The sequence below is a fragment of the Sunxiuqinia sp. genome, assembly GCF_055140945.1.
On the sequence record NZ_JBSQYS010000014.1, the window covers coordinates 1 to 11,861 of the forward strand.

Consider the following 11,861-nt stretch of genomic DNA (forward strand, 5'->3'; position numbering starts at 1 on the left):
GTTTGAGTTGAAACTAGTTTTTTCTTGACTAAAAACATGTTTTCCCCCTACGTTTACTCTATAAAGTGAATCGTAGTTTGTTTAGAATGCATTCCAAACCAGTTAAAGTCGACTTGAAACAGGTTTTGGTTCACATTAAATAGGTTATAGCCGACATTAAATAGGTTTTAGTGAACATTAAACAGGTTTTAGCCGACATTAAACTGGTTTTGGTGAACATTAAACTAGTTTTAGTCTACATTAAATAGATTTTAGTCCACATTAAACAGGTTTTAGCTAACATTAAATAGGTTTTAGAGGACATTAAACAGGTTTTAGTCCACATTAAACAGGTTTCAGCCTACTTGAAACAGGTGCTAGCCCACATTAACGGTTATTTAGTATGAAAAGAGCTTGGTTGTGTTCATAAAATTGTGTCAGTTCGTTTTTTGCTGTTCATGGTTCGAGGAATAACCAAAACCATCCCGTCAACCGCTTTGCGATTGCCACCCCTCCTCGGTGAGGATGGGAAATGGGTCTGTGGTTAATCGCCGGCCATGAAATAGTCAAGCAAGCGTTGTTGATCTGTCCTTATTTCTCCTTCTTTCCAAGGAGGAGTCCGGACTTTAGTCCGGGAGGTGGTTGCTTTGAATCCGGTCGATTGTTATTTTGAATGAAATTAAATTATAGTCAGTAGTATTACTTGCCTCCCAAAATTGCTAACTTGGAACAGTCAAAAGCTAAATACGCGAATAATGAACCGAAATGTTCGGTTGCTCTTTGGCAAAAATGAAAAGTCTATTGGACTTGATTCCGAGGGACAATTCGTATTGCGTCAGTGCATTACGGATTGAGGTATATAAGAGATATAGAATACGCCTGTTATATTACAGAGACGTTATAACCAATTTTAAAACAACAAGACATTTTAATTATAAAAATCACAAACAATGAAACAAATCTTAATCCTAATCTTTCTTTTTGCGAGCACATTAGCATTTAGTCAATCAACAACTAGTCAATCAACAACCTACAAGAATAATTACGGTACTAACATTGTAAATGGGAAAACAGGTAATTTTAATAAATCCTCGTTTTCATGGACAATTACTCAAAATGGTAATTCATACAATATAAAAACCAATGCAGTTACAACGTCTTTTAATGTTTCCTATTCACATTTTGACAGTGAGAACAAATTATATATGTATAATGTGGTCGGCAATGGAAGTTTTGATGGAGCAAAAGTTAAAACTGTAATGTCTACTAGCAAATTGAGTGATTATGCAAATGGCATTGTAAAGGAAGTGAATTTACTTGCTATCGTCTTCTCTGACAATTCTGGATATATCTATAAATTGAATAAATGAGAAAGAAAAATATTAAAAAGGTAATTTCTTTACTCGAAGAACTTGACTCATTAACAGTTGATTTAGTCGTAGACAAATTGAATATTTCCAAAATTGAGGCTGAATCTATTTTCAAATACTTAGTAGTTAACGAATATGTTTTGAACTTATCTAGCAAGACAGGCTTTGAAATATCAGCTAGTAAATATGTTGACTATAAATCATTATCTAAAGATTTAGCAAAAACAACAAACAACGGGACAAAGATTATTAAATGGATTGGTTGGATAATAATGATTGCTGCATCTTTATTAGCAATAAGATGGTATATTTTAAATTATTAAAAAAAACTGGCTATAATAAATAGGGCTTTAAGCGGCACGTAGTGCCCGGCTTAGAGCCCCGGTTGAACGACAATCCGGAGTCCTGTTGCTGTGCTCTCACCACGTGTTGAATAAAAGCGAAAAGCTTTGACCTCATGCCATGGGTAGGGTGCTGATATCAAAATTCTCCCCGTTCTAGTTTCTTGGCGGGAGATGTCAGCCTGTTTTTATAGCCATGCCACATGCTGTAAATGAACAGAATAAGCGCGCCAGCTAACGCTCCATATACCACATCACGCTCCATTTCCCATTGTTTTACTGCAATAGCAATGAGTGCCCACACTCCAACGAGTGCTGCCTCCCTCAAATTTCGATAATAAATGAGAAAGGCGTAAATGGATGTTGCAACTGCAATCATCAATAGTGCCCAGTATGTTTCGGGTATCGAACCGCCCCTCCAGCCGATACTCACCAGCCAGGCTGAGAAATTTGCTACGGTAGCGACAACAATCCACCCTAAGTAGATGCAAACCGGCCACCAAACAAAAAAGATGATGCGTAGGGGAGCATCCCATATTTCGAGCCGTAATCGCAGTGTCATGATGATTAATGAAAAAAGCAATACCAGCATCAGCAGAATTGAAAACTCAAGTTGTAAATGCGTCCACGCATAAATCCAGAGCCCGTTAGCTACATTGGATACGGCAAACCAGAACCCGGTTTGAGTCAATGCTTCATCCTGTTTATGTTTGAACCATGCATACCATTGATACGCCACAAAAGCAATCAATAGCAGATAAATGACTCCCCAAATGGCAAAAGCATAACCAGCCGGAGTAAACAGGTTTTCAAATTTGGCACTCACTTCTCCTACCGTCATACCATTTATGGCACCCGTTCCGGATAAATAGTTCATGGTTAAAGCAAAAAGAAGTGTCAGGCTGTTTAAAAAAAGATAAAGCAGTTGTTTCATAACTAAGTATTATTTGCTCAGGATAGATAATTGTAAAACATCTGTTTAAGCTTAAGGTTTACCAGATTAAAATCAGGGGCAGCTATCAGCCTTTCGATAGACAGAGGGGCGGAAATTATTACAATTGGTAGTCGAATTTGCCAATCGGAAGTCTCCTCTACATTTCTGGTTGAATATCCACGAACCCCTTTTTCTTCAGAATGGCCTCTGGTCGGTATTATTTTGAATGAAATAAATTATAGTCAACAGTGTCACTTGCCTCCCAAAATTGCTAACTTGGGACAGTTAAAACCCAAATACACAACTAATGAACCGACGACGTTTGCGATTCTGATGAATAGGAGTTAAAGCCTCTGATGTAGGAGACGACGATTTGAAACAGATAGGAGATATGCAATCCTGTCGGAGTGCACGTAGACGTTATGCGTCGATTAAATAAAAAACATCCAAACTATGAAAAGATATAATTTAGTATTCGTAATTCTGATACTTATTCTTCAACACATAAATTTGTTTGCAGACATCAAACCCGTTGTGATTAAGGCAAAAACAATCTACCCAAACAATACAACATCGGTAAGAATGGAATCCGAAAAAGTCGTTATCGACCTCTACAATGATAGTTCGGTTGTTAAATGTTGTTTTAACATGAAAAACCTTGGAGAACATGAAAAACTCCAAATTGGTTTTCCAGAGATGAATTTCTATCATTATCGATTGATAAGCAAGTCAGAAAAACTGAATAGATTTGCAGTAAAAGAAAATGGCAAGGTTTTAACGTTTTACCTTTCAGATTCATTGAAAAACGATGAAGGATTCAGAGAAAAAGTAGACACACATCAAATTATAGAGGACTGGTATTTATGGGATGGAGAATTTCAAAAGGGTGAATCTAAGACGATTGAAGTTCAATACTCATTACCGTTTGGCATGCTCTATAAAAGCAACAAAAGATTTTTCACCTACCTGTTAAGTACGGGTGCCAACTGGAATGGTACCATTGGAAAAGCTGAAATTGTTGTAAACTTGAAAGACATAGAAATTGATTCAATAATTTCACAACAACCAAACAACGTTGAAATAAATAACAATCAATTGATTTGGACTTTTTCAGATTTTGAACCAACAACAAACGATGATCTTAAATTATATTACAACTCAAATAAAATTCTGTACAAAGGGAAAAAGCCCATTCCACCAGTATTCATCGTCGACGGAGATTTAGAAAAAGAATTTGATTTAAAGAAAATAGACCCCAATGATATAGCAAGCATAGAAGTTCTCAAGAAGCCTGAAGAAACCAGGAAATATACGAATCAAACTAATGGAGTAGTTAAAATCTACACAAAAAACTTTGTTCTGACAGAGCTAAAGAGAATTGTGGAAGCGAGTACCAAAGAAAAAATCAATGTATCCGACTATGATAAATTGAAAGAGGACTATTGTTTATTCCTCAATGAGAATGAAGTTGATTTTCATGAAGTTATTGATATTAAAAGCAAGTCTGTTGTAAAAGTTGAAATTATGACCGCAAAAGGTGAGAGAAATAAAATAGTGATAGCATTAAAAAAGATAAAACCGAACGCATAATACAGTACCTATTTCAGAGCGGAGGTGGTGCGGTTCTTAACTACAGACTCGCATCACTATTTAGTCCTGGCGGACATGAACGTGCTCCGAAATCCGCTGTAGCAGCATTTACCAACTGTTGTACTCTATTGAAGAATAAAGAATAAAACATGAAAGCCTCCATACGAAGAAGTTATTGTTCTCCAAGTCGAATAAGAATTGAAGAGGTTGAAAAACCAACACCCCAAGACGATGAAGTACTAATTCGAGTTTATAATACAACTGTCAACAGGACAGATTGTGCCAACCTTACGGCAAAACCACTTATCATGAGATTTGTCTTAGGACTATTCAAGCCACGTAAAATCATTTTAGGAACCGACTTCGCCGGTGAAGTAATAGCAATTGGCAAAAATGTGAAGGCATTTAATATCGGAGATCGGGTATTTGGCTTTAACGATACTGGGGCTGAATCTCAAGCTGAATATATAACGACAACAAAAGATCATGTATTCTCAATCCCGGGAAACATTGATTTTAAACAGGCCGCCGCTGGTTTAGAAGGAGCTCATTATGCGTACTCTTTCATACATAAAGTAACGATCAAGTCAGGACAAAATATGCTAATAAATGGTGCAACTGGTGCAATTGGTTCTGCTCTTTTGCAATTTGCTCGGCAATATGATGTCACAATAACAGCTACTTGTAACACGAAAAATATCGAGCTTGTCAAATCTTTAGGTGCCGACAAAGTTTTTGATTATACCAAAGAAGATTTTACGAATGATAACGATACATACGACTTTGTTTTTGATACCGTTGGTAAAAGCACATTTGGGAAGTGTAAGTTGATATTGAAAGAAAAAGGTATCTATATTTCGTCTGAGCTGGGTTCCTATTCCCAAAATGTTTTCTATCCTCTCTTAACTTCAATGTCTGGTAAAAAAGTAATTTTCCCTATTCCTTACAACAAGCAGAAAACAATACCGTATATCAGTCATCTTTTGGAGACAGGAAAATTCAAACCCGTTATTGATCGGGAGTATTTAATCGAAGAAATATCCGAAGCTTACGAGTATGTAATTAAAGGGCTTAAAACAGGTAACGTTTTAATTAACCTTGTAAAAAAACCATCATGCAACGAATAAGCTTATTCATTGACGCATAATTTGCAACTGAAACTGCACGAACTTAAAGTGAAAAAAGTAAACGATTAGAAACACATGAAACGAGCATGTACAGGCCATCACACACAGGAGAATCATTATAAGCGAGTTCCATCGAATACCGTTGAAAATTTTAAATTATAATGAGATGAAAATCTATCGCGATAATATAAAAAAATACGATGACAACTTGCTTAAGCAAAGTAAGTTGTTGAAACGTATTTCATTTCTTAGGTTATTTATTTTTGTCATTTCAAGTATCATTCTGATTTACTTATTTAGTTCAAATCTATTAGCTCCCGTTCTGATTGTTTTCCCACTATTGATCGTATGTTTTGGTGCTGCAATCAAGTATTACAACAAAATAGCCTACCTGAAAAAGCATGCCGCATTCCTGAAACGTATAAATGAATCCGAAATTTTAAGAGAAAAATGTCATCTGGAAGAATTTGAACCCGGAGACCAGTTTATGAATCCAAATCATCCTTATACTTCTGATTTAGATATTTTCGGAGAACATTCCATTTTTCAGTTACTCAACAGAACAACGACAGAGTCGGGTATGATTTTGTTATCAGAATGGCTGTCGGAACCTGCACCGAATAATGAAATACACGACCGACAAAAAGCCATCAAAGAATTAGCTCAAAAATTGGATTGGAGGCAAGATTTTCAGGCGTCAGGCATGCACTTTCAGAATAAAAAAAGTGATTACAATAAGTTGTTAGATTGGGTAGAAGCACCTTTAGGTTTATTAAAATATCGACGAATCTATCAGGCAGCCGCTATAACCCTTTCGGTTCTATCATTTCTCACCTTATATTCTTACCTACCTTATGTTACTTCACCAAGCTGGTTTATTTATTTGCTTCCTTTTCTTACCGTTCTATTCATTATTAATAGGATTATAAAAAAGGTAAAACCCTTAGCCGATGATATCGTTAAAACCTCGCAAGAGAATATCGATACGTTAAAAGGTTATCGAGCCCTTATCGAAAAAATTGAAAGTGAACGTTTTAAATCAAAAAAAATAAGCGAATTGCAATCCGTGTTCATAAAGAGCCGCCGGTCAGCATTCAAGGAAATCAATAGGCTGTGTAGATCACTGGAATTCGCTCAGCAAAGAGGTGTTAAAATAAAAATTACACAAATAGGAGGAAATCCGTTTTATCATTTATTAAACAGTTTCCTGCTATTGGATATTTACATGATTATTGGCGTAGAAAAATGGAAATCAAAAAATAAGGCATTTTTAAAATTATGGGCTGAAGTTGTTAGTGAGTTTGAGGTAATCAATAGTCTTGCGGGTTTTTGCTATTCAAACCCATCCTATACATTTCCGGAGATAACAGAAAAGGACAACACCGTACATTTTGAGTCGTTGGGGCATCCCTTAATCAATTCGACTAAACGGGTGTGTAATGATTTTCACTCCGAGGGACAAGGTGATGTTGTCTTGATAACCGGTTCGAATATGGGAGGGAAAAGCACTTTTTTAAGAACCGTGGGCGTAAACCTGGTATTGGCATTAGCGGGTGCACCTTGTTGTTCAAAAAATGGGCAGGTTTCGAACCTGAAATTATATATGAGTATGAGAACCCAGGATAATTTGAAGGAAGGAATCTCTTCTTTTTATGCCGAATTAAGCAGAATTGAAAAGATGCTGAAACTGATCGAAAGTAATCAAAATACGTTTTTTCTGTTAGACGAGATGTTTAAAGGCACAAACTCAGAAGATAGACATAAAGGAGGTTTTTCATTGATTAACCAATTGAGAGAGCTCAAAACATCAGGAATTATTGCAACACACGATATTGAACTGGCAAAACTATCAGGGAATAAAAAGCTGGTTACAAATTATAGTTTCAACAGTGAAATTATAAATGATTCAATGATTTTTAGTTATGAAATTCGCCCGGGTATATGTAATGATTTTAATGCAAGTGAACTCATGAAAAAGAGCGGAATTCGAATTATGGAGGCTATTTCAACTGAACAGAATTAGTAGAATAACAATAGCACGTCATTTTATCTTCTTGGTGGCATTGAGCAGCTTGAAGAACAACAATACTTAAATTCGCCAGATCGGAAAATATCAGGGACAAAGCACATGCAGAAAAAAACACATCTATACGCCTTTACTTACGACAATACGGAAAGTGAGTTATGTAAGCTCGAATCGAGATCTATTTTTGGTGAGGAAGAAAAGAATAAACTACTTTTTTCCGAGATAAAAGCAGAGCCTTCAACCAGTGCGTTCATTAAAGCGAGACTTGATATTGTTTTGTTTTCTGAAGATTATTCGACGCTAATCCATGAGATTAAGAAAGAACGTATATGCATTGAAGGGTTTAAAGTTGAGTATTTAGTGTTGGATAGTGACCCGACGGAGTATGCTGAGAGGCTTAAAAAGTTAAAAGATATCGGCTACAGCATCGAAGGCAACCCGGATTACTATTGCCCAACAATAACGTATGCTTTATGCTATTACGAGGGGGTTTGGTATTTTGGCGTTTTGATCAAAGATCGTTTTGCGTGGTACAAACACAAGGAAAAACCATGTTCATACAGTAACTCAATCAGTATAAATATTGCCAAAGCTCTCGTCAATATTGCAGCAAAGGCAGACAAAGAGAAAAAGCTACTCGATGCATGTTGTGGAGTTGGCACAATCATGTTAGAAGCCTGTTTTGCAGGAAATAGTATTGAGGGTTGCGACATTAATTGGAAGGTGTGTCGCGACGCTCGGGTGAATCTTGCTCATTTCAACTACACGGCAACGATATATCGCTCCGACATAAAAGACATCAGTAAAAAGTATGATGCTGCTATTATCGACCTGCCGTACAATTTGCTGAGCTGTGCAACCGATCATGATGTCTTCCACATTATTGAGTCGACAGCAAAAATCACAAATCGACTTGTTATTGTGTCGACCTCGGACATTACAAGCCCAATCAGCAACGCTGGATTCAGCATATCAGATCATTGTCGTGTTCGGAAAAGAGGAAAGGCAAATTTCGCCAGACGAATATGGGTTTGTGAAAAGAATTGATAGTGGGATCAAGTCTTGCTCATCAGGGTATACAAATCAGCACTAACGGGAGAAAAGAAATAACTGCGACAGGACAATAAAATAATGATAAAAGAGTAAATCCCGGACACAAACGCAAGCTACTCCAACGCGGAGAAGTGATAAATTGTGGTGGCTTTAGCCCGACCAAACTTCATTTGTCGTGTAAGCTTTTCTAAAAAAATGGGCGGTCATAACATGAGAGCTAAAGCAAACTTTTGGGTTTCATTTAGTCGTCAATATTCATCCAAAGAAATTTTCGGTAAAAAGCAGAAGCTCAGGAAAGTCAAAAATGGGAACTTTCTTTTTAATCATTCCTGAGGTTTTGTCCAGTCCATATCGTACAGAAAATCATTGTATGGAAATCGGGTTACATGAATTTTTTTGACTTCTTCATAAAGGGTCTTCTTAAATTCATCAACATTTTCTTTTTCAGTAGCTGAAATAAAAAGAGAAGGCGTGTTGTTTTTGCCGATCCATGTCTTTTTTAATTCTTCCAGCGAATAGTTCTCTTGTGTTTTTGGACTTAAGTCATCTTCATCTTTCTGCACATATTCGAATGCATCAATTTTATTGAACACATAGATGGTTGGCTTTTCTCCCGTTTCAATCTCTGACAGGGTTTCGGTTACGGTGTTGATTTGCTCTTCAAAACCCGGGTGTGAGATATCTACCACATGAACCAAAATGTCGGCTTCGCGCACCTCGTCAAGTGTTGATTTAAATGACTCGACCAAACCATGAGGCAGCTTTCTGATAAACCCAACAGTGTCGGCCAACAAGAAGGGGAGGTTGCCAACTACCATTTTCCGAACGGTAGTGTCGAGTGTTGCAAAAAGCTTGTTTTCGGCGAATACTTCTGATTTAGCCAGCATGTTCATGATGGTTGATTTACCAACATTGGTGTAGCCAACGAGGGCAACACGAACTAATTTTCCACGGTTTTTACGCTGCGTGGCTTTTTGCTTGTCGATCTTTTTTAGCTGAACTTTTAATCGGGCAATTTTATCTAAAATAATCCTGCGGTCGGTCTCAATCTGTGTTTCTCCGGGTCCCCGCATTCCAATACCACCTCGCTGCCGCTCCAAGTGAGTCCACATTCGGGTTAACCGTGGAAGCATGTATTGGTATTGCGCTAGTTCAACCTGAGTTTTGGCATGGGCTGTTTGCGCACGTTTGGCAAAAATATCTAAAATCAAATTTGTCCGGTCGAGTACTTTGGATTCCAGTTGTCGTTCGATGTTCCGGAGTTGGGTTGGACTTAGTTCATCGTCAAAAATGACCGTGTCAATTTCATGAACCTTCATGTAGTTCTGAATCTCCTGTAGCTTGCCTGATCCAACAAATGTAGCATGATTAGGAACATCCAATCGCTGGAAAAACTGTTTTTTGACCTGCGCTCCCGCTGTATCAGCCAAAAATTCCAACTCGTCCAAATATTCCTGAGCTTGTCTTTCGTCTTGTTCCTTGTTTATCAGTCCAACTAATACGGCAGTTTCTTGTACTTTCTCGGTTTCAATCATTCAAATAATTTCAAAGTTTGTTTCATTAAAATTGTCCATTTCATTTGCATTCGATGTAACTCACGATGAATTTTAATATGCTTGTTTGTGAATTCTCGCATCTTAAAATTCATGTTCGTTCCATAAAAAAACCTGGCCCCGAAAAAACGGAACCAGGATTTTTTTATTGTTTAAATCTTTATTGTAATACAAAGTTGATAGGAACCGTATAAGAAACTCTTACTGGTTTTCCTCTTTGTTTTCCGGGTTTCCATTTTGGAAGACTGTTTACCACACGAAGTGCTTCTTTGTCAAGTGATGCATCAACACCACGAGCGATGCGCGCATTGATAATACTTCCGTCTTTATCTACAACGAAGTTAACGTAAACTTTTCCTTGAATACCGTTTTCCTGAGCAATTACAGGATATTTTACAGCATTGGCAATGAATTTACGAAGAGCTAATTCTCCACCAGGGAATTCAGGCATATCTTCTACGATAAAGAATACCTGACCTTCGTCAACTTCCTCTTCTTCTTGAATAACAGGCGCAACGTCGATCACTGTTTCGTCATCCGCTTCGGTGTCTTGAATCTCAAGTTCGTCTTCGATTTCAACATCATCCTCCACGATATTTAACACCTCAACAACTTTTGGTGGTGGTGGTGGTGGTGGTGGTTTTACTTCTTCTTGACGGGTAATCGGGATAATCTCATCCTCCACCTCTTGCTCTGCAACAGATCCTAAAGAAGAAGCTTGTTCTACTCTGGAAGTCCATTCGAAAGCTAGTAAGCAAAGACCTAGAGACACCACTAACCCTATCTGAACAAAAATATTTCTTTTGCTCTCAAGATCGGCTTTTGGTGATTTCTTTGGTTCCATAATTCAGTTTTAGAAGTTTTTTCTATTTTTCAGATACTAGTTTTTCTCGATATTGAGGGGCTAAAGATAAAAAATAATCTTCAAAATCAAGAGTTGAAAAAATTAAAATTTTATCCTTTGTGTTCGTCGGACATTTTATTGTAATACAAAATTGATCGGCACATTATAGGAAACCCTTACTGCATGTCCGCCCTGTTTTCCGGGGCTCCATCTTGGCATTTTATTGACAACCCTGAGTGCTTCTCTGTCCAGCGAAGAATCGACACCCCGAATGATGCGGGCATCGCTGACTTGCCCATCAGTATTAACAACAAAATTGACAAATACTCGTCCCTGAATTCCAGTTTCCTGAGCCACCGACGGATAGTCGACCGTATTGGCGATAAACTTCAAAAGAGCTTTCATTCCACCGGGAAATTCGGGCATTTCATCAGGTATTAGCACAATTTCTTCCTTGTCGTATGTGTCATTATCGTTTGTGAAATCTTGTAATGCATCAACGTCAATTCCTTCGTCGGTTACTTCGGTGTCAAAAATATCCAGATCATCATCATCCAGCTCTGTGTCATCATCAACCAGCTGAAACAATTCAACTGTTTTTATCGGAGGGGCGAGTTCCTTTTTTTCTGGTTTAGTTAGGGGAATAATAATATCAGTAGGGGAGTCCCAGTTAACGGATCCAACATCGTCGGCTTTTTGTACCGGCGTTTTCCAACTAAAAGCCAGCAAGGTAAAACCGAGTGAGAGTACTAATCCAAGGGAGAGGAATAATGAGCGTTTACTTTCTAAATCGGCGTTTTTAGATTTTTTTGTTTTCATAACTTTTTGATTTAATTGTTTAAAAATGAATGGCTAATAAGAGTAAGAAAACAAAAACCAAACCAAAAAGAACCAATGGTGATTACGTTTTGAAAATATTATTATATTTGCGGTGCAAAATGATGGGGGATTAGCTCAGTTGGCTAGAGCGTTTGACTGGCAGTCAAAAGGTCATCGGTTCGATTCCGATATTCTCCACTGAAAATGAAAGAGTTACAAGCAGGT

At 37.5% G+C, this 11,861-nt stretch carries 10 protein-coding genes and 1 tRNA gene; 7 read left to right on the forward strand and 4 right to left on the reverse strand.

What is annotated here, in order from left to right:
- Window positions 1-929: 929 nt before the first annotated feature.
- On the forward strand, window positions 930-1,349 hold the full coding sequence (locus ACTB00_RS08435; protein ID WP_463299473.1) for a hypothetical protein: 420 nt from the start codon (window positions 930-932) through the stop codon (window positions 1,347-1,349).
- A complete protein-coding gene (locus ACTB00_RS08440) occupies window positions 1,346-1,672 on the forward strand; it encodes a hypothetical protein (protein ID WP_463299474.1) in 327 nt (108 codons plus the stop codon). The genes ACTB00_RS08435 and ACTB00_RS08440 overlap by 4 nt, the downstream gene beginning before the upstream one ends.
- A 157-nt stretch (window positions 1,673-1,829) precedes the next feature.
- On the opposite strand, the gene ACTB00_RS08445 is transcribed toward ACTB00_RS08440, so the two are convergent.
- Window positions 1,830-2,624: a hypothetical protein gene (locus tag ACTB00_RS08445; protein ID WP_463299475.1), complete on the reverse strand. Its 795-nt coding sequence runs from the start codon at window positions 2,622-2,624 to the stop codon at window positions 1,830-1,832.
- A gap of 453 nt (window positions 2,625-3,077) precedes the next feature.
- On the opposite strand from ACTB00_RS08445, the gene ACTB00_RS08450 reads away from it, so the two are divergent.
- The 4 genes from ACTB00_RS08450 to ACTB00_RS08465 all read left to right on the forward strand — a co-directional run bounded on the left by ACTB00_RS08450 (window position 3,078) and on the right by ACTB00_RS08465 (window position 8,414).
- Window positions 3,078-4,214: a hypothetical protein gene (locus ACTB00_RS08450; RefSeq protein ID WP_463299476.1), complete on the forward strand. Its 1,137-nt coding sequence runs from the start codon at window positions 3,078-3,080 to the stop codon at window positions 4,212-4,214.
- Between the two features lie 149 nt (window positions 4,215-4,363).
- The gene (locus ACTB00_RS08455; protein ID WP_463299477.1) at window positions 4,364-5,341 is read left to right on the forward strand and encodes an NAD(P)-dependent alcohol dehydrogenase; all 978 of its coding nucleotides are present in this window, start codon (window positions 4,364-4,366) and stop codon (window positions 5,339-5,341) included.
- A 166-nt stretch (window positions 5,342-5,507) separates the two neighbouring features.
- A complete protein-coding gene (locus ACTB00_RS08460) occupies window positions 5,508-7,364 on the forward strand; it encodes a MutS-related protein (protein WP_463299478.1) in 1,857 nt (618 codons plus the stop codon).
- A 105-nt stretch (window positions 7,365-7,469) separates the two neighbouring features.
- The gene (locus ACTB00_RS08465; RefSeq protein WP_463299479.1) at window positions 7,470-8,414 is read left to right on the forward strand and encodes a TRM11 family SAM-dependent methyltransferase; all 945 of its coding nucleotides are present in this window, start codon (window positions 7,470-7,472) and stop codon (window positions 8,412-8,414) included.
- 329 nt (window positions 8,415-8,743) lie between these two features.
- Here ACTB00_RS08465 and hflX read toward each other — a convergent pair whose 3' ends face one another.
- The 3 genes from hflX to ACTB00_RS08480 all read right to left on the reverse strand — a co-directional run bounded on the left by hflX (window position 8,744) and on the right by ACTB00_RS08480 (window position 11,636).
- A complete protein-coding gene (hflX, locus tag ACTB00_RS08470) occupies window positions 8,744-9,955 on the reverse strand; it encodes a GTPase HflX (RefSeq protein WP_463299480.1) in 1,212 nt (403 codons plus the stop codon).
- 178 nt (window positions 9,956-10,133) lie between these two features.
- A complete protein-coding gene (locus tag ACTB00_RS08475) occupies window positions 10,134-10,817 on the reverse strand; it encodes an energy transducer TonB (protein WP_463299481.1) in 684 nt (227 codons plus the stop codon).
- Window positions 10,818-10,952: 135 nt separating this feature from the next.
- Entirely contained in the window at window positions 10,953-11,636 is a 684-nt protein-coding gene (locus ACTB00_RS08480) for an energy transducer TonB (RefSeq protein WP_463299482.1), read from the reverse strand.
- A gap of 124 nt (window positions 11,637-11,760) precedes the next feature.
- Between ACTB00_RS08480 and ACTB00_RS08485 the strand changes: the two genes are divergently transcribed.
- Window positions 11,761-11,834, forward strand: a tRNA-Ala gene (locus tag ACTB00_RS08485).
- Window positions 11,835-11,861 lie beyond the last annotated feature (27 nt).

Bases quoted from the DNA above. Each gene is read 5' to 3' on its own strand.
- ACTB00_RS08445 (WP_463299475.1), bottom strand. From the start codon at position 2,624: ATGAAACAACTGCTTTATCTTTTTTTAAACAGCCTGACACTTCTTTTT.
- ACTB00_RS08440 (WP_463299474.1), top strand. From the start codon at position 1,346: ATGAGAAAGAAAAATATTAAAAAGGTAATTTCTTTACTCGAAGAACTT.
- hflX (WP_463299480.1), bottom strand. From the start codon at position 9,955: ATGATTGAAACCGAGAAAGTACAAGAAACTGCCGTATTAGTTGGACTG.
- ACTB00_RS08475 (WP_463299481.1), bottom strand. From the start codon at position 10,817: ATGGAACCAAAGAAATCACCAAAAGCCGATCTTGAGAGCAAAAGAAAT.
- ACTB00_RS08455 (WP_463299477.1), top strand. From the start codon at position 4,364: ATGAAAGCCTCCATACGAAGAAGTTATTGTTCTCCAAGTCGAATAAGA.
- ACTB00_RS08450 (WP_463299476.1), top strand. From the start codon at position 3,078: ATGAAAAGATATAATTTAGTATTCGTAATTCTGATACTTATTCTTCAA.
- ACTB00_RS08460 (WP_463299478.1), top strand. From the start codon at position 5,508: ATGAAAATCTATCGCGATAATATAAAAAAATACGATGACAACTTGCTT.
- ACTB00_RS08435 (WP_463299473.1), top strand. From the start codon at position 930: ATGAAACAAATCTTAATCCTAATCTTTCTTTTTGCGAGCACATTAGCA.
- ACTB00_RS08480 (WP_463299482.1), bottom strand. From the start codon at position 11,636: ATGAAAACAAAAAAATCTAAAAACGCCGATTTAGAAAGTAAACGCTCA.
- ACTB00_RS08465 (WP_463299479.1), top strand. From the start codon at position 7,470: ATGCAGAAAAAAACACATCTATACGCCTTTACTTACGACAATACGGAA.